The sequence below is a fragment of the Aciduricibacillus chroicocephali genome, assembly GCF_030762805.1.
Classification (GTDB): domain Bacteria; phylum Bacillota; class Bacilli; order Bacillales; family Amphibacillaceae; genus Aciduricibacillus; species Aciduricibacillus chroicocephali.
This window is the reverse complement of sequence record NZ_CP129113.1, coordinates 2,508,634-2,527,252: the sequence shown is the minus strand read 5'-3', so window position 1 is coordinate 2,527,252 and position 18,619 is coordinate 2,508,634. Positions and strand designations below refer to the sequence as shown.

At 43.6% G+C, this 18,619-nt stretch carries 17 protein-coding genes; 13 read left to right on the top strand and 4 right to left on the bottom strand.

Annotation, left to right across the window (positions count from 1 at the left end; all coding sequences use genetic code 11):
- Positions 1 to 7: 7 nt before the first annotated feature.
- Positions 8 to 622 carry a hypothetical protein gene (locus QR721_RS12940; RefSeq protein WP_348027648.1) on the bottom strand — a complete coding sequence of 205 codons (615 nt, stop codon included), beginning with the start codon at positions 620 to 622 and terminating at the stop codon, positions 8 to 10.
- A 425-nt stretch (positions 623 to 1,047) separates the two neighbouring features.
- Here QR721_RS12940 and QR721_RS12935 point away from each other — a divergent pair, with 425 nt between their 5' ends.
- The gene (locus QR721_RS12935) at positions 1,048 to 2,370 is read left to right on the top strand and encodes a hemolysin family protein (protein ID WP_348027646.1); all 1,323 of its coding nucleotides are present in this window, start codon (positions 1,048 to 1,050) and stop codon (positions 2,368 to 2,370) included.
- A 91-nt stretch (positions 2,371 to 2,461) separates the two neighbouring features.
- On the opposite strand, the gene QR721_RS12930 is transcribed toward QR721_RS12935, so the two are convergent.
- Positions 2,462 to 3,664, bottom strand: coding sequence for a coenzyme F420-0:L-glutamate ligase (locus QR721_RS12930; protein ID WP_348027644.1), 1,203 nt, complete (start codon positions 3,662 to 3,664; stop codon positions 2,462 to 2,464).
- 121 nt (positions 3,665 to 3,785) lie between these two features.
- Between QR721_RS12930 and QR721_RS12925 the strand changes: the two genes are divergently transcribed.
- Positions 3,786 to 4,673, top strand: a complete 888-nt coding sequence (locus QR721_RS12925) for a LysR family transcriptional regulator (RefSeq protein ID WP_348027642.1) — start codon at positions 3,786 to 3,788, stop codon at positions 4,671 to 4,673.
- A gap of 53 nt (positions 4,674 to 4,726) precedes the next feature.
- On the top strand, positions 4,727 to 7,777 hold the full coding sequence (locus QR721_RS12920; protein WP_348027640.1) for a DEAD/DEAH box helicase: 3,051 nt from the start codon (positions 4,727 to 4,729) through the stop codon (positions 7,775 to 7,777).
- Between the two features lie 163 nt (positions 7,778 to 7,940).
- On the opposite strand, the gene QR721_RS12915 is transcribed toward QR721_RS12920, so the two are convergent.
- The gene (locus QR721_RS12915) at positions 7,941 to 9,008 is read right to left on the bottom strand and encodes a sulfite oxidase (protein ID WP_348027639.1); all 1,068 of its coding nucleotides are present in this window, start codon (positions 9,006 to 9,008) and stop codon (positions 7,941 to 7,943) included.
- A 269-nt stretch (positions 9,009 to 9,277) separates the two neighbouring features.
- Here QR721_RS12915 and fmdA point away from each other — a divergent pair, with 269 nt between their 5' ends.
- From fmdA to QR721_RS12895, 4 genes are all read left to right on the top strand, one after another.
- Positions 9,278 to 10,456 carry a formamidase gene (gene fmdA / locus QR721_RS12910; protein WP_348027637.1) on the top strand — a complete coding sequence of 393 codons (1,179 nt, stop codon included), beginning with the start codon at positions 9,278 to 9,280 and terminating at the stop codon, positions 10,454 to 10,456.
- Between the two features lie 14 nt (positions 10,457 to 10,470).
- A complete protein-coding gene (locus QR721_RS12905; RefSeq protein WP_348027635.1) occupies positions 10,471 to 10,740 on the top strand; it encodes an FmdB family zinc ribbon protein in 270 nt (89 codons plus the stop codon).
- 332 nt (positions 10,741 to 11,072) lie between these two features.
- Positions 11,073 to 11,228: a hypothetical protein gene (locus QR721_RS12900; RefSeq protein ID WP_348027633.1), complete on the top strand. Its 156-nt coding sequence runs from the start codon at positions 11,073 to 11,075 to the stop codon at positions 11,226 to 11,228.
- 510 nt (positions 11,229 to 11,738) lie between these two features.
- On the top strand, positions 11,739 to 12,089 hold the full coding sequence (locus tag QR721_RS12895; RefSeq protein WP_348027631.1) for a DUF2200 domain-containing protein: 351 nt from the start codon (positions 11,739 to 11,741) through the stop codon (positions 12,087 to 12,089).
- A 218-nt stretch (positions 12,090 to 12,307) separates the two neighbouring features.
- On the opposite strand, the gene QR721_RS12890 is transcribed toward QR721_RS12895, so the two are convergent.
- Positions 12,308 to 13,063, bottom strand: coding sequence for a hypothetical protein (locus QR721_RS12890; protein ID WP_348027629.1), 756 nt, complete (start codon positions 13,061 to 13,063; stop codon positions 12,308 to 12,310).
- Positions 13,064 to 13,151: 88 nt separating this feature from the next.
- On the opposite strand from QR721_RS12890, the gene QR721_RS12885 reads away from it, so the two are divergent.
- From QR721_RS12885 to QR721_RS12860, 6 genes are all read left to right on the top strand, one after another.
- Positions 13,152 to 13,754 (top strand): DUF488 domain-containing protein, encoded by a 603-nt coding sequence (locus QR721_RS12885; protein ID WP_348027627.1) that lies wholly within the window; start codon positions 13,152 to 13,154, stop codon positions 13,752 to 13,754.
- A gap of 411 nt (positions 13,755 to 14,165) precedes the next feature.
- Entirely contained in the window at positions 14,166 to 15,650 is a 1,485-nt protein-coding gene (locus QR721_RS12880; RefSeq protein WP_348027625.1) for a peptide MFS transporter, read from the top strand.
- A gap of 242 nt (positions 15,651 to 15,892) precedes the next feature.
- On the top strand, positions 15,893 to 16,282 hold the full coding sequence (locus tag QR721_RS12875; protein ID WP_348027623.1) for a YwqH-like family protein: 390 nt from the start codon (positions 15,893 to 15,895) through the stop codon (positions 16,280 to 16,282).
- Between the two features lie 45 nt (positions 16,283 to 16,327).
- A complete protein-coding gene (locus tag QR721_RS12870; RefSeq protein WP_348027620.1) occupies positions 16,328 to 16,609 on the top strand; it encodes a YwqI/YxiC family protein in 282 nt (93 codons plus the stop codon).
- A 63-nt stretch (positions 16,610 to 16,672) separates the two neighbouring features.
- Positions 16,673 to 18,211 carry an LXG domain-containing protein gene (locus QR721_RS12865; RefSeq protein WP_348027618.1) on the top strand — a complete coding sequence of 513 codons (1,539 nt, stop codon included), beginning with the start codon at positions 16,673 to 16,675 and terminating at the stop codon, positions 18,209 to 18,211.
- A 12-nt stretch (positions 18,212 to 18,223) separates the two neighbouring features.
- Positions 18,224 to 18,613, top strand: a complete 390-nt coding sequence (locus QR721_RS12860) for a hypothetical protein (protein WP_348027616.1) — start codon at positions 18,224 to 18,226, stop codon at positions 18,611 to 18,613.
- The last annotated feature ends 6 nt before the right edge of the window (positions 18,614 to 18,619 follow it).

Below are 18,619 nucleotides of genomic sequence, written 5' to 3'. Positions count from 1 at the left end.
CCTTTTGTTATTTTGCTTCTATGCGAATGAGGTAGACTCGTTCATATTTTGAAGTGGCTTTCGGATTTTTTAGAACAGCTTCTAAATCGCTTTCAGCTATTCCGTTAAAATTGGTGGATACGAAGGCAGCGATTGTCTTTTTCTCGCCTTTGTTCAACTTTAGTGGCAGTTTCGCATAGGTTGAGGCCATTGAAAAAGGTGAAGGGCCAGTGATTTTGTCTTCAAGACCCTCAAAAGAAGACTCGATTTCATGTGAGAAACTGGCAATGATCCACTTCTGCTTCACATCTTTATCATCATCGAAGAGCTGCTTGGCTATCATGAATTTTGTTTTCTTTTCTCCCTCAGATCCGATAATGTCAGCTTCAAGGAGTGGGCCTGCAAGTTTGCCCTTTTTGTAGAGTTCAATCGTTACAGGAAGTTCAGTGAGTTTCTCTGATTGTTTTTTAACATTAAATACAAAACCGTCATTAGCCAGTGTGGACAAAATCTTATTATCGAAACCTTTAAGCTGAGCATCTGTAAGAACAACATCGCCTTCATCCTTTTCTGGCTCGGAACTGCAGCTTGCAAGCATTGCGGTCAATAATAGTATGTATACCACGAGGCGGATTTTTTTCATCTGTTTTCACCCATTTCTCCACATCATTATTTCTAAAGTATCTATTTTCTTTATATGAAAAAAGAAGAACCGACCGTGTTCGCTAGTGAATTAAAATCAACTTTCGTTCCAATCTCCGTACCTGGAGCAACAGAATCATCGGCTGGATATACAAGAGTGCTGATGTGATTTTTTCTAAGTCCGAGGTGCTTAACACCTTCTTCGTTGTTATTTTTTCGCTGAGGTTTAATCATAACGAATGACTGAGTGTATATACAAACTTTGGATACTAATTTTATGTTTAATAGTAACTGATGAGTAGCCAATTAGGTTATCTTAAAATTAACAAGGAATTTACTTTACATGTACAGTGAAAAACTATAATTTAAATACTAAGTAATTAAGTTATTTATACGGAGGTGGATCCCTTTTTTAAAGGGAAATAATTGGACATATTAATTCTAGTGAATTTGTTGTTAATCGCGCTTTTGATTGTGCTGACAGCCTTTTTTGTTGCTTCAGAGTTCGCTGTTATAAAGGTGCGTGTATCGCGGATAGACCAGTTGATTGATGAAGGAAATAAAAGTGCTGTTGCTGCTAAAAAAGTTGTGACGAACTTGGATTATTATTTGTCTGCCTGCCAGCTTGGCATAACCGTAACTGCTTTAGGATTAGGTACACTAGGTGAACCGACTGTAGAGAAACTGTTTCACCCGCTTTTTGATTACTTTGGAATACCAAGTTCAATGTCTGTAGTTGCTTCCTATGCGTTATCGCTCTTACTCATGACTTTTCTTCATGTAGTATTAGGGGAGTTGGCACCGAAGACATTGGCTATCCAGTATGCAGAGCGTCTAACTTTATTGTTGAGCCCGCCTCTCTATATGTTCGGTAAGCTATTATCACCGTTTATCTGGTTAATGAACGGCTCATCACGTTTAATTCTCCGTGTTTTCGGCGTTAAATTAACCAACCATGAACAGGCACATTCCGAGGAAGAATTGAAGATTATTATGACCCAAAGCTATCAGAGTGGGGAGATTAATCAGACAGAGCTGGATTACATGAGAAATATTTTCCTGTTTGATGAGCGTGTGGCCAGGGATATAATGGTTCCGCGTGTTCAAATGGTAATCCTGAATGAAGATATGAATAAGGAAGAAATTTTAAGAGTGATTGATACTCATCACTATACAAGATATCCTGTAACCGGAGATGGAAATAAGGATCATATACTGGGTGTTGTAAATACAAAAGAAATGACGACAAAATATGCACTGGGTGAGTCGCCGAATTTAAAAGATTATATTCATGAAATCCCTTTTATTCACGAATCGACATCTTTACAAGACGTTTTATTGAAAATGAAAAAAGAACAAATTCATATGGCATTGGTGATAGATGAATTTGGTGGTACAGCTGGTATTATTACGATGGAAGATATATTGGAAGAAATCGTCGGTGAAATACGAGACGAATTCGATAGTGATGAAATCCCTGATATCTTGCCCTTGGAAAATGGCGAATATCTAATCAATGGACGCGTTCTACTGGCCGAAATAGAGAATGAATTTGGTATTCATTTCGCTAATGACTATAGCATGGATACAATTGGCGGCTGGATGCAAGTTCAATTGTTAGAGCTTGAAAATCAACAATTGCCGATTGACTGTGGAGATTATGAGTTGAGGGTCAAAAAGAAAGATAAACACCAGATATTGCAGATTTCATTGCAATTACGAAATAAATTAGAGGAGAAAAGCAGCTGATCGTCAGCTGCTTTTCTTTTTCTAGAAGCTACTGATGAACAACACATAAAAAACCCCGACAGCATATGCTGCCGGGGTTTCGCTATCCGAATTACTTCGTATAGTTATCAAAGTAACCTTGGATGAAGATGATCGGTGTACCTTTGTCTCCACTTCCGGATGTTAGGTCGGAAAGGGAACCGATTAGGTCTGTCAGTTTACGCGGTGTAGTACCTTGAGCTTCCATCGCGCCAACGAGGTCTTCTTCTTTGTTCTCAATGAACTCAGAGATTGCTTTTTGCAATTCTTCACCGCGCAAGTCAGCGAAGTTATTGTCAGCTAGATACTTCAGCTTGATTTCGTTCGGTGTACCGTCAAGGCCTGCAGTGTATGCAGGAGAAACGACTGGATCCGCAAGCTCCCAAATTTTACCCACTGGATCTTTGAACGCGCCATCACCGTAGATCATGACTTCAACATTTTTGCCAGTTTTGTCACGAAGCTGTTTCTGGATGTTATCAACGATTGGCTGGGAGTTGTGAGGGAAGAGCTTAATGCTTTCCTCAGTTGACTTGTTGGAACCAAGCAAGCCGTATTCCGGATTGTAACCACTGCCGTTTACGGATTCGTTCAAGATGCTATCAAGCGCATAGATCTTCTCGCCGCCGTTTTCTTTCAAGATACGCTGCGTGCGCTTGCGAGTATGGATGTCACAAGCAAGGACATTCTTCGTGTAGTCAAGGATTGTCTTCGCGTTGTTGGAGAAGATAACTTCGCACTCAACACCATATTCTTCGCAAAGTGATTTATAATAATCAATATAGTCAATGCCCGTGAAAGTATGCTTTTTGTAACCGAAATGTTCGCGGAACTGAGCTTCAGTCAGAACATCTGTCCAAGGATTTACGCCACGGACGTCAAGCTCATCAATATCAACGAGGTGGTTACCCACTTCATCGGATGGGAAGCTGAGCATAAGGACGATTTTCTTTGATCCTTTTGCTACACCTTTTGCAATACCGCGAAGGCAGATTGCAAAGCGGTTGCGGCTAAGAATTGGGAAGATGACGCCTACAGTCTCATCACCATATTTCGCATGTACATCTGTTGCAATATCATCAATTGTCGCATAGTTACCCTGTGCACGGGCAACGATGGACTCAGTAATAGTAACAATATCTTTATCGCCAATCTCGAAGCCTTCAGATTTCGAAGCGTTTAGTACACTATCAACGACGATCTGCTCAATGTCATCACCATTATTAATGATTGGTGCACGCAGACCTCTAACAACCGTACCAACTAATCTTTCCACAAAAATCGCTCCTTCAATTCGGACATATGAATAATTTGGTTTGTCTCTACTTGTACTATACCCCGAACTAGTGATATAAGTAAAATTAATCTCTCTAATATTGGATATAGGCGGTGCTTATATGTCTGTAAAGTTGGACTTGTACAAAGTGTTCAGCATTGTCGGCAAGAATGAAAGCTTCTCAAAAGCAGCAAAGGAACTCTACATGACACAGCCAGCGGTCAGCCAGGCAATATCGCAATTGGAGCGCGAACTTGATACGCGGCTTTTCAACCGCACCCCTCGTGGCGTAACACTTACAGATGCAGGCCGGATCCTGTTTGAATACGTTAACTCTGCCATCAGCCTCATTGATGGGGCAGAGGAGAAACTTCTTGAGTTCAAAAATCTAACAGCCGGTGAATTGAAAATCGGGGTCGGCGATACCATTTCGCGATATTATCTTCTACCCTTTTTAGAAAGTTTTCATGGCAAATATCCAAATATCCGTTTCCGAATTATTAATGGAACGACAAAAGAATTGTGTGCGATTTTGAAAACAGGTCAGGTCGATATCGCCATATGTAATTTTCCGATTGAAGACTCAGCCCTTACACTGCGTCCTTGTATCGAAATTGAGGATATTTTCGTTTGTGGGGAGAAATATAAAACATTGTTGAAGCGGCCGCTCACTTTTGAACAGTTGAAAAAACTGCCGCTTATTTTTCTGGAAGAGACTGCGAATTCTCGCGTCTATGTTGAAGAATACATATTGTCTCAAGGTATACAGATTACGCCGGAATTTGAACTCGGCTCATACGACTTACTACTTGAATTTGCTCGAATCAACTTAGGGATTGCATGTGTCATCCGAGAATTCTCAGCGGACTATCTGGATCGTGGCATCGTGCACGAAATTAAGCTAGAACAACCAATTCCAAAAAGAAGTATCGGTGTCTGCCATTTGAAGAACGTGCCGCTCTCACCAGCAGCAACCCGTTTCGTCGGACTGATGGGAAAAGGAGACTAGCGACTGAATGCGACGGTAGTACATCTAAGTAATCATGAAAGGAGGAGAAGCATGTGAACAAACGAGTCAGTCAAAAAGAAATCATCGAGCGTTGCGGGGAAGTATCTTATAAAGCAGGAGCGGCACTCGTCCAACGTGGCAAGGTAGACGTGGAGCCTGATAGCTCAGCGGATTCATGCGAGGTGACAGTCCGTACCAATCATGCCACTTTCCATGTAAAGCTTGAACAGGGGCCTGGTGGGCAAATCGAAGTTGAATGCGACTGTCCCAAGCTCGCATCTGTTACAACCGACTGTCAGCATATTGCTGCAGCCCTCATTGCCTGCAAGGCACGTTCGAATTCTACGAGTGCGGACATTCGCTCGGTTTTCTCTCAAAAGGAAACCTCCTATCAATCCGCACGCCAGCAAACACGCTTTGAAGACAGGGCAGTACTTGATCTAGCTTTCACAGTTCATGTGCAACCGGGAAACCTGTTGGGCGTTCGGCTTTGGCTTGGTGAGGAGAAAGTTCTTATTGCAAATATTCCAGAATTCCTCAGGTCTGTCCAAGAAGCAAGTGGTTATTCGGTGTACAATCCTTCCGAACATTGCTTTGATTCTAAAACATATCGAGTTCTGGAACAGCTAACGGAAATGGTGAGAACTGAACTGGAGGAGAAGCAGCAAATTATCACAATTCAGCCTGCATACTGGCAGAGCATCGCACCTTTACTTGCAGAAGCGCCGGGTGCATCTTTTAAATTGGGAAAAGGAACACCCCCAATCCAATTCCAATTCAAAGAGGAAGCAGGAGAAAATGCACTCGTCGTCACTGGAATGGAAGACTTAATCCACCTAGTGCCATATGCTGCATTACTGCAAGAGGATACAGTCTACCAGCTAAGCACGCTGCAGTCTGAGCAGTTGAAAAGCTTAAGAAGACATGTGCGAACTATCATTCCAGAGGCCGAGCTCAAATCGTTTACAAAAGAGATTGTTCCCCAGCTTCGACTACTCGGTAATGTTAATGTGTCTCCTGCAATCTCAGCGAAACTGCGTGAAGCCAAGTTGATCGCAAAGCTGTTCCTCGACAGGGTTAACGGCCGCCTGCTTGCAAGCCTTGAATTCCATTACGGTCCGATTGTCATCAATCCGCTACAACAGGAGAGGCAGGAGATTTTTCAAGATATCGAAATGGAGAACGAAATCCTCCAATTGTTGAAGGAAAGCAAATTCACTGAAACGGAGAGCGGTTTCTACATACATAATGAGGACTTGGAGTATGACTTCCTGTACAATCGGCTTCCGCTGATTGAAAAATATGTACGTGTCCATGCGACAACTGCTGTGCGTGAACGTGTCCTTTCCGGCCCGTTCAAACCAAGGCTGGAAGTTCATATTAAGAAGGAACGGACAGACTGGCTTGAGTTCACTTTCGATATGGATGCAGTTCCCCAAAGCGAAATTAAAAACTTGCTGCAAGCACTTGAAGAGAAACGCAAGTACTATCGCTTGAGGAGCGGGGCTCTGCTCTCCTTGGAAACGGATGAATTCAACCGGCTCACAGACTTTTTGAACGGACTCACCGTTCAGCCGGCAGAATTCGAGGAAGGGTACAAAGTGCCAATCGGGCGCGGACTTGGCCTAATTGATGGCTCAGATTTGTTCGAGCTTCAAGAGTCATTCAGACAGTTCCTTGAACAACTGCGTTCCCCGGACGAATTGGACATCCCAATTCCAAATGAACTTGATGCCACTCTGCGAAGCTATCAGATCACAGGATACAAGTGGATGAAGACACTTGCTGAGAAAGGGTTTGGCGGAGTGCTCGCTGATGACATGGGACTCGGGAAGACGATTCAGTCCATTGCATTCATTATTTCGGACCTACCTGCAATCCGTGAAAGGAAGGAACCCGTTCTTATCGTTTGTCCTTCATCACTTATATACAATTGGCACAGCGAATTGTCGAAGTTTGCAAAAAGTGTACAAGCAATCATTATGGATGGTAAGCCGGCGGAGCGAGTCCGCAAGCAGAAAGAATCCCTTCAGGCAGATGTGCTGATCACATCCTATCCGATCCTTCTTCAAGATGAAAAATGGTATCGGGGCCAGCAGTTCCACACGATTTTCTTCGATGAGGCCCAAGTTTGCAAAAATCCTGCAACCCGTACAGCGCGTATTGCCGCGAAGCTTAAGGCGGCGCATCGTTTTGGCCTTACTGGTACGCCAATCGAGAACGCATTGGAAGAGCTATGGTCGATCTTTCATATTGTTTTCCCTGAGCTATTCGGCAGTGTGAAAGACTTCAGCAAATTGTCGCGCAAACAGATCGCCCGCCGTGTCAAACCTTTCCTGCTACGCCGGACAAAGGCTGATGTCCTGCAAGAGCTGCCTGCTAAAACAGAAACAATCGAGCGCGCCGAACTGCTTCCTGAACAGAAGAAATTGTACGGAGCTTATCTGGCCAAACTGCGACATGATGAGTTCAAGCATCTCGACAAGGAAACATTCCGTAAAAACCGAATACGCATCCTCTCAGGGATTACTAGGTTAAGGCAAATTTGCTGCCACCCAGCTCTTTTTGTCGATGGTTACAACGGAAGCTCGGCAAAATTTGAACAACTGTTTGAAATTTTGGAGGAAGCACAACAGGCTGGCCGCCGTGTGCTCATCTTCTCTCAATTCACCTCTATGCTCAGCATGATTAGCCAGGAACTCGCACTGCGTGGGATGGAATTCTTCTATCTTGACGGAACGACACCGGCTTCAGAACGATTGGAGCTATGCAGGCGTTTCAACGAAGGAGAGCGTGGATTTTTCCTCATATCGCTCAAGGCAGGGGGCACAGGGCTGAACCTGACCGGAGCAGATACAGTCATTCTGTATGACACATGGTGGAATCCAGCAGTCGAAGCTCAGGCTACTGACCGTGCGCACCGTATGGGTCAACAGAAAAAGGTTCATGTAATCAAGCTTATTGCTAAAGGGACGATTGAAGAGAAAATGAATGAGCTCCAAGATAGGAAACGAGAATTGATTGGTGAGATCTTGGACAAGGAAGAAGAGGGAACGAACCAGAGGCTAACAGATGAAGATATCGAATGGCTGATTGGACCTTAAAGAATTATAAAAATAGAAAAAGAGCCGGTGCACTGTATCATGCCAGTGCCCGGCTCTTGATTTGCTTGGTCACATATCCAGCAAGTAATTCAAGGGGGAATAAAGAAATTATACCGAAAAAACTTTCACATTTAAACAGTTAGGCGGAAAGAACTATAATTCTCTATTTTAAAACTTTTAACTTTACTCTGTCAATTGCATTATAGCCATACCCTTTTCGGTTCCAGCAAGCTTCTCCAGGCTGGACGCGACCTTCCGAGTCTTTTGCACGCGAGAAAATTTTGTAAATTCCCGCTTTCTCAGCATGCCATTTAAACGACCAAGGTACCCAGCCATAGTCTACACCTTCAGTTTCTCCATCCTCCAATTCGGCAGCCTCCCATGTACAGCCGCTGTCTACGCTCACTTCAACTTTTTCGATATGACCTATCCCTGTCCAGGCGATTCCTTTTACAATCTGTTCACCTTTCTCGGCTTTAGCCATATCAAGCGGTTGCTGGATCGTGGAGTTGACCCGAAGCTGACGAACCGGCTCAGCATCTTCATCACTGTCCTCATGAGGGTAATAGACATAATCATCCGTCTGGAAAGGTCCTTCAAAGTGATCAGCTGAAGCTTGAATCGTTCTCAGCCATTTGACAGAAGCCATCGCATACCAGCCAGGCACAATAAGGCGAAGTGGTGCGCCGTGGCATTCGGGAATACGTTCGCCATTGTATGCGTATGCGACAATCGTATCCGGATGTATAGCCTTCTCAAGAGGCAGACTGCGACCATAACATTCCGTCTTATCGAATCCTGGCTGCATTCCTTCATCATGCCCATTGAAGACAATCTCTTGTACGCCATCTTTTAGTCCTGCCTTTTCCAATAGAGAGCGGAGCGGTACACCTGTCCACGTTCCGAGACTGAGAGCTCCCTTGCCCCACTGTTCACCAAATGTCTTCTTACTGAATAGTGAACGCTTGTTGCCAGCACATTTGAGCACTACAGTTACAGTCCTAGCCGGCAGTTCCTTCAATTCCGCAACCGTTAATCTTAAGTTCCTCTCCGTCAGTCCGCCGATATCCAATAAGTCACTGTCCACCTCTGGATAGGGGAAGTGATTCCTTCGGTAAAATAGACCGTCCATCCGCTTCTCACTCTCAACAAATGCAATCGGAGCCTCCTGATTTTCTGGATCCAGCCCAAGTGTCTTCAAATACATACTTCCATTCTGGTTCCTTTCCATTATTAAACCTCCCGTGAACAAAGCAATTTAAAAAAATTATTCCCTACAGCAGAACCGCAAAACTGCGAATGAAAGGAACGGACACATCTTCAGTCTGGACAGAAGTTTCTTAAACCCGTCGCTGAACTCCAACAAAAGTGCCAGAAATGATTTCATAAAAGCGTTTACATACAAAACACGAGGGGCACAGGTAGGAAGTTGGATGAATGACAATCCGGCTTCGTTCATATGAATGGATACTACACCGATCACGAGAGGATGAATGAACTATGCCAAAGAAGCTATTCAAGGTGGATTTGAGCAAGACGATGGACCAGCAGGACGTACCAGGACACAACAGATGGCACCCGGACATACCGGCTGCATTCTCAGTAGACCCGGGAGAAACGTTCCGAATGGAGTGTCTGGACTGGACAGACGGCCAAATTAAGAACAACGACGACCCGTCAGATATTCGGGACGTCAACTTGGAGCGCGTTCATGTTCTGAGTGGCCCGGTGCATGTTAATGGAGTGGAACCTGGTGACCTGCTCGTCGTCGATATTTTGGACATTGGCGTTTTCAATGAACATGAGTGGGGCTTCAACGGTATTTTTGCCAAAGAAAATGGCGGAAGCTTCCTCACCGATCATTATCCCGAAGCGGCTAAGTCGATCTGGGACTTCCATGGGATCTATGCAACATCGCGTCATGTGCCTGATGTCAAATTCGCAGGGATCATTCACCCTGGCCTGATTGGTGTAGCGCCTTCACAAGAAATGCTGGATGAGTGGAACCGTCGTGAGAAGGAACTCGTTGACAAGGATCCGAACCGCGTACCGCCGCTTGCGAACTTGCCGACACCGGAAAGAGCAGTGCTAGGCAGCCTAAAGGGAGCGGAATACGACAGAGTGGCCAAAGAAGGCGCCAGAACAGTTCCGCCACGAGAAAACGGCGGCAACTGTGATATTAAGAACTTGTCGCGTGGCTCTCGTATCTACTTCCCGGTTTTCGTTGATGGAGCCAAACTGTCCGTTGGGGATTTGCACTTCTCACAAGGTGACGGGGAAATCACTTTCTGCGGTGGTATCGAAATGCCAGGCTGGATCGATCTGCATGTCGATGTGATTAAGAATGGTGTAGAAAAATACGCAATCAAGAAGAACCCGGCATTTAAGCCAGGCCCGATGGATCCGCATTACAATGAATACATTGTGTTTGAAGGTGTCTCGGTCAATGAATTCACTGGTGAGCAGACGTATCTCGATGCCAATACGGCATATCGCAATGCTTGTCTGAACGCAATTGAATTCCTGAAGACACAAGGGTACACAGGAGAACAGGCATATATGCTCCTCGGCTCCGCACCGGTAGAAGGAAGGCTCGCGGGCGTCGTAGACATTCCGAACTCTTGCTGTACAATCGCCTTGCCGAAAGACATCTTCATGAAAGACATAGAAATAAGGTAGAGAGAGGGTAGCCGATGCCTAACTATACATTTAAATGCCAGGAATGCGGTGAATTCACTGTCTGGTATACGGGGATGAGCGGCGACCGGGCACAAGCCCCATGCCCGGACTGCAATATGGCAGCCAAACGCGTCTTCCTCCCGCCGATCACCTTCCGCATGGACAGCAAAGTGAAAGGCAGAATCGAACGCGGCATGGAACCACGACTCGTTAAGAAGGAAGACATGCCAAAGAAAGCCCCAAGCCGACCGAAAGCTTCAAGACCGTGGCAGGCGGGTCACTAGATTACGAGCTATGAGTCGTAATTGGAGCTAGAGAGCGGTAATTATGTGCGAGCGGTCATCAGTCATGCGCGAAGAAAGACCAATGTGGTGCGCAACTATGCAATTCAGTCCGAAGAACAACTGCAGAACAAAAAAAGAGCCGATGCGTCGCAAAAGCGCATCGGCTGTTCATGTCTAACTATCTTAAAGGGGATTGTAAGAGTATTATTACCAGTCTCGCAGAAGATTATTCCTAGCAGCCAAATATTTTTTCATATTTGGCAGACGAGCATATGAATGAACCCCCACCAGAAAGGGCACAATGCGACCAATAAGGTGGGAGGTGTTTAAATATGGAGAAGAAGCAACAGGATCGTGAAATCACACACGAATCCGCCACAAGCTACAACCGCGATGACGTCTTTATCGGAAAGACAACTGGCGGCTGGGGTGACGGTGTGCATGAGAAGATCACAGAAGAAGATGTACGTACACATTTGGAGAGCTAAGAGCAGGGGCTGAGGGCCTCTGTTTTTTTGTTTTGATTTAAATAATAGGTGATTCTTTATTGTAGTAACTATAGAGACAAGTCCCATGTCGTACAAAATGGTCAAATCTTCAATACTTGCTTGATCAAGGTGACAAGCTGGTGCCAACTCTTAAAATTTCCCCATGCCATCTGCTCAAAGAAATCCACTCTTTCATTTCTATAATTAATGTAAAAATTTCTTGGGGGGCGTCCTGAACGCATTTTTTAAAATTTTTGATATAAATCATTTAAAACAATCCACCAAAATCGGTATCTGTTAATTTCATGGCAAATGCTTCTTTCCATTAGTCATCAGTATGTTCCCTTTAAGAGAGGGGGAAAACTGTATTAGTTCTCGCTTTTTATGAGGCGTGAAGAGCTTTGCCAAAAGCTTTAATAGAGATGATAATTGAAACGGTATTAGCCAAAAAGTTTTAATGTTGATATGATGGGAACATATATTCTGTTGTGTGGGAAAGGGAGGAATATCATGACCAAACATAAGATTTATACGATGAGCGTGGCAAGTGTCTATCCTCATTATATTGCGAAGGCTGAGAGAAAAGGACGTACAAAATCGGAGGTTGATGAAATTATCTGCTGGTTGACAGGATATAGCCAGGACGAACTGAGTTTCCAGCTTGAAGAGCAGACAGACTTTGAGACATTCTTCGCGGAAGCTCCCCAAATGAATCTTTCACGAGCTTTAATTAAAGGTGTTGTCTGCGGAGTGAGGGTGGAAGATATCGAGGAGCCGACGATGCGCGAAATTCGCTATTTGGATAAGCTGATTGATGAACTGGCAAGAGGAAAAGCAATGGAGAAAATTTTGCGGAAATAGAGGAAAGATACAGTGCCTACTATCAAAAAAGGCCGTTGCGAATGCTGTCGCAACGGCCTTGAATATGTAAATAAAACGATTCAAGGCACACTCTTCCCTTCAGACTGGTTACAAAGGGAGAATATGCCTTGAGATATTTGTCAGGTTGATCATATTGCTATTCTAGCATATTCGCGCCGGGTTGCATAGGGTAATATAGAATGGGGACTATTCTGTTTTTAATAGTCCATATTTTCTATAATGGATCCTGTATAGGCGTTAACATCTTCAAAGAAGTAACCGTATTGCTGCCCTTTTTGTCCCAGTTTCACATGGTAGATTCCTTTGTTATAAGAGTAGAGTTTAACTTCGGTGCCTTTGATGTTTACCTGTTTCAGGACAATTTTGCTTAAGTTCTTATCAGTGACAAACTTCTTGAACTTGGCGTCTTTTTGGTATTTCCACGTCTTTTCATCGAGCAGCCATTTGCCGCTTTTCTTAATCAGTTTGTATTGTGCGATATAGCCACTCATGCTATCGCCAATATCAGTGAGTGCTGGCGGTATATCGAATTCGACAGTAGCCTTACTTGCGGTTAGCGACTTTACTCTGAATGCACGATCATAGTTCACTTTTGCCAGGCGCAAAGATTCGTAACTATAATGGTGGTCAAAGTACGGGAAGGATGGTTCACTCAGGACATACAAGTTGCTGCCGACTTTGTTGTATACTGTTTTCCATTTCTTTATGTATTTAGACGTGTAGTATTTCTTAAGTGTTGGTTCGATTTTGGAGAATGGCTTATGTTTGCCAGGTGTAATTTCACTCCGGTAAATCGTATCTCGCGTCTTCGTCTCGGCGTTGAGTATTGTCTTTTTAATATCTTTGGCGAATTGTGCTTTCGTCGTTGCTTTCGCCTCCACAGGTTTGCTGAGAGGGTTTAACAGCAACATAGCAAAAATTGCAGCAAGTAGTATAATTGAGTATTTTTTCATAGTTGTCTCCCTTTTTTGAATTGATTATACCATAACTATTGGGTAAAAGTACCTATTTTTTGTTACGAAAATTATTAGAGTTTAGTCCGTGCTCTGCCAAGGAATCCTATTTCCAGGAGGCGGTACGGATATGAATATATACACAATCGGCCATTCTACGCATTCGGAGGGAGACTTTCTTCAGATGTTGCGGGATGTGGAAATTGAGGCAATTGCGGATGTGCGGGCTTTCCCCGGGTCACGGAAGCATCCGCAGTTCGGGAAGGATGTGTTCCCTGAGTGGCTGGAGGCGGCGGGTGTAGAATATAAGCATTTCCCGCTCCTCGGCGGCAGGCGCGGGGAGTCTGAGTGTGTCGGCCATTCGCTCAATGATGGGTGGCGTAATGAGTCGTTTCATCGTTATGCGGATTATACGCTCACTGATGATTTCAAAGCGGGGATTGATGAGTTGAAGGTGTATGCTCGGGATAGGCGGATTGCTTATCTTTGTTCGGAACGGCATCCTGCACGCTGTCACCGGCTGTTGATTAGTAATTTCCTCGTGGCGAAGGGTTGGACGGTTTGCCATATTATTGACGGCAACAAGGGAAAGACGGAGGTTGTTAGTCATGAGCTTGGTAAGTGGGGTGCCATGCCGATTTTGGAAGATGACGGGGAGATTGTTTATCCGGTGTTGGAGGATGAGGAGTAGCGTGTAAATGTTTATGTCGCGAGAATGGGTTTTGGTCAAAAGCTGTAATTCTTTGGCTCGCTCATTTGCCATCTTTGATTGAAAGCGGCATATTTATTAGCCGTCCGGGTGGAAAATTGGTACCTTTTCAGGCAAGTTGTATTTTATCAATTACGACTAGATTCTGGTCTTTTGAGGGAAGCTGAATAAGTGGAGAAGTGGTAAGCGCTGGAGCAGCATTTTCCAGTGCTGTTTCCATTTGTTTTCAAACTTGGCTGAATAGCGCAGCATTCATACTTTTTACGCTTTTTTTGCAATAAAAACTATTTCCTAAAGCCTTGAAAATGTGGGTGCGTAAGGTGCATAATATTTCAATATTCATAGCAAAAGGTCAAATCCATTGTGTGAATTGACAGAAAAGGAGGAATTCGCATGCAAAGCGAAAAGGAAGCGATCATCAAGACGATTCCTCAGACAGGTTTCTTTGGGCATCCTAAGGGTTTGCTGACGTTGTTCTCTATTGAATTCTGGGAGCGGTTCTCATACTACGGTATGCGTGCAATCCTTCTATACTATATATACTACGAAACAACGCGTGGCGGACTTGGACTAGATAAAGCAACTGCGACATCAATCATGTCCATTTACGGTTCACTTGTATACATGTCGACAATTATCGGAGGATGGCTTGCAGATAGAGTTCTAGGCAGCCGATCGACCATCATCTTCGGCGGTGTGCTGATTATGCTTGGTCACATCGCGTTATCATTGCCTGGTAGTGTGGCGGCATTGTTCGTATCCATGGCTCTAATCATTCTCGGATCGGGTATTCTTAAGCCGAATCTTTCGAATATTGTTGGTGATTTGTATACGAAAGAAGATTATCGCCGTGATGCCGGATTCAGTCTCTTCTACACTGGTGCGAATGCAGGTGCGTTCCTTGCGCCGCTAGTTGTCGGAACAATTGGACAGAAGTACAACTTCCATATGGGCTTCGCATTGGCTGCAATCGGTATGTTCATCGGGCTTATCTGGTACATCTTCTCTTCCAAGAAAACACTTGGACAAGCTGGCCGCTATGTGCCGAACCCGATTGTGGGAGATGAAAAATCCCGTATCGTAAAACGTTTCAGCATTGGTGCTGTCATTGTTGTCATCTTCTTGGCTATTGCGATTCCAACAGGCTTCTTGACAATCAATACATTCACTTACATTGTCAGCTTCTTCGGTGTTGCGATTCCGACATGTTACTTCATCGTCATGTATCGCAGCAATAAGACGACAAAAGTTGAGAAATCAAGAATTCTTGCCTACATTCCTTTGTTCATTACAGCGATCGCCTTCTGGTCTATTCAGGAGCAGGGTTCCACTATCATCGCCCGCATTGCGGATGAACAAACACAGCTGCATCTTGGTTCAATGACGATCCAGTCCAGCTGGTTCCAGTCTGTTAACCCGGTTTATATCATCATCTTCGGGCCGCTCTTCGCGATACTTTGGACAAAGCTTGGCAAACGCCAGCCATCCACTCCGGTGAAATTCTCAATCGGTGTTATCTTGGCAGGTCTTTCATTCCTAGTGCTCATGCTGCCATTCTTCGGTGGAAGCATGCACATCAACCCGCTTTGGCTCGTACTCAGCTTGTTCTTCGTAACAATGGGTGAGCTGTTCCTATCGCCAGTCGGAGCGTCTGCAACGACTAAGTTGGCACCAGCAGCGTTTGCTTCGCAGACAATGAGTATCTGGTACCTTTCCAACGCATCTGCGCAGGCAATCAACGCGCAGCTCGTTAAGTTCTACAGCATTAACTCGCAGGTCACATATTTCATGATAATTGGGATTGTTTCCATCGTGATTGGTTTTATCTTGTTGGTGTTCAGCAAGAAAATCCACGGCCTTATGCAAGGTGTGGATTGATAGATAAGCGTCAGGCTCTTATAAGGAGCCTGACGCTTTTTTTAACTAGTTGGAGAGCTGCCGGGGAATTGAATCAGCGAACAATGTGCCAGATTACTAGCTCTCTTATAGCTTGAGAAATAGTGTCCAAAGTAGTATCCCGGTAAAAGATTTTTTATCTAAAATACCAACCATTAGCTCATCACAGAAGTTAAGTTTTAATATAAAATGGTAATTTAAGGGATAAATGGAGGTGTTGTGCCGTGGCTAACTTGTTAGTGAATATGCAAATGAGTACCTTGAATTCAGCAATTGACACAATTAGCTTCAGTTTGCAGAAAAAGCGAGAGGAACTTCTCAGGCTGCAAAAAGCACTTGCAGAACTAACAGAAATTAAATCTGAGTTCATTGAGTATGAACATATGACGAGAGAGCCTGAGCTCACGGCTGCGAATTGGCACGGAAAGCATGCTAACCAGTTTAAGCAAATACAGCAGAGTATACAAAATGACTATCATGACTTGTCGGATAAGCAATTGAATCAAACAATTCGAGATATTGAAGCGGCAATAGAAAAACTGAAAGCAGAGATTGCAATGCTGGAAGCCAGTCTTTCATCAGCCAGACAGGCGCTCTCGAGTTTGAAGTCATAATAAATTGAAGCTCTTATAGCAACTTTGAAGATAAGGAGTGAAACCATGGGTGGACAAATCAAAATAGACCCTGCACAAGTCAATAATGCTATTAATGAACTGCAACAAGCGACCAATTCTCTTGGAGTAGGAAGTCCTAATGTCATAAGAGGCAGGAATCAATTACAGTTTGTCGATAAGCTGAATGAAATTGATGCTCAGTTCAAACAGGTGTTAACCCGTTATCAAGATTTACTTGGTAGAAGTACTCAGATGACAACACAAGCGGTAAATGACTTTGAGGAGACAGACCGCAATATTGCAAGTCAAATTCATCTAGGAGGCTAGGAATACCATAACATCAGCTCCAATATGAATATTGGTCACGCTGAGGATTAAGGGAGGCAGAGAGTGAAAGTACTTGATGTTCAACCGATAGATATGGGAATTAGCAAAGGCAAAACAGAATTGGCTCAATTACAGACCAGACTCGAAGCAATCAACAAGGCTGTAACGTCGATTGTTCAGCTTCAAGAAGTACTTAAAGGCGAAATGGGTCAGTCTATTCGAAACTTCTATTCTGCCGGACACTTGCCAATCATTCGATTTTTACATAAAACTTCATTAGATTATGAACATAAGCTAAAGTATCTTCGTGATGCAGTGTCCGCGTTTGAACCGGATGTAAATGGTCTAATTGATCAAGGATTTATCGAGAATGAAGTACAAACAAGTTTGAGGAAAATGGAAAGAAAAACTTGTGATATGACAGATAGAGCAAACCAGGTGATCAGTTCAGTACAGGATATTGTTCCTTTAACCTATCTTGATGAGAGCAGATTTGTAGATAGTATCCGCCAGGGAGAAAAGAAAACGAGGGATGTGCTGGAAAGACTGCATGATTTGGATCGCCAGCTATTACAATCTCTGAAGCCGTTGGAAGAGGCACTCACTTTGGCAAGTGAATATATCGAGAGTATTGGCCAGGTGATTGCAAGTGGCAATAACGCCGTTGAAAAGTTTGATATCGGGGAAATTCAAAATGTAGAAGCGTATGATAGACTGCGATCTACAACAGATCCTATTTACCTTGGAAAGCAGCTGCTCAAGAAGGTAGACCCGAGAATATTCAGTGCATTGGCGAGGCTCTTGTTCCCAATTACATTTAAAGACACAGGCAAACCAAAAGCGGATAAGTCTACGCAATTGAAGAAGGTTGCAGAGGAAAATCAGATGTCGGCATCTGAAGAAGAAGCAATCCGCCAGTACCTGTTAAGCGGAGTCAAAAAGGATCCAAGTGAGTTCGAAGCTGATGGGTTCACTGTCAAATCTTCATTGACAGACAGTCAGTCTGCAAGGATAGCCAATGATACCCGAGTCGGGATAAACGGTGGATACTTTAATATGCTTGGAGGCATCGTTACATATGGTGTGCCAAAGGCGGCAATGGCTACAGGAGATTTCTTCTTTGGAGATGTCGTCACAATGGTTCATCCTGACTCGACAATGAAAGATAGGTCAACAGCTGCAGTATTTACCTTTGTAAAACCTGCGAAGGTCTTGTCGAAATTGCAATTGAATAAGGCGAGGAGGCTTGTGGGTAAGGGTACGGTTAAAAGTCCTTCGAATTTTGCAGACCATGCTAAGCTAGAAGGACATTTTGATAAACATGGGAAGGAATTTGACGGACTATATAAAAATGCCGACGAGTATCTTGAAGGTGCTAAAGAGGTTATTAAAAATGGCATACAAGTGAAGTATGAATATAAAGGTGAAATAAGGACAGGATATGTCAATTTTATGGGGAATAACAAAAATGGTAAAGCAAAGTTTGAATTTGTAGGTACTAATAATAATGGGGATATTACGACCTACCATACACAGAGTGGCAAAAAGATTTGGAAGACGCTTAATGGCGAGAATATTCCAGTGATTAATCCAGCAGAGTAGGGAGTGAGAAATATGATATATACGGCTCTTGTGAAAAGGCTAGACCCGCAAATAGAAGAAGAAGTGACAATTGAAATCGAGGGTATTGAATTTACAGGATTTGCATTTATTTGTCCTTATAAAATTGAAGTAGGAGAAAGTTATCCTGTATCCATAGGGTTTACTATCTTAAATGAGTTAATCATTCATGAAATCCAGCGAGAGAGAAAAGAAATAGAACGTATTGGTTTAGGTTATGATTATTATATAAGAGGTTTGTTACATGCGGATGCAATTGATGCAGGATTAGTTTTTACTGACGACGATGAGTATTTCTCTGATTATCCTGAGTTTGTGAATAAATATATTGAAATGAAAGTTGATAGAATAGATATAGAATTTTTAAGGACAACTACTGATTAAAATAAG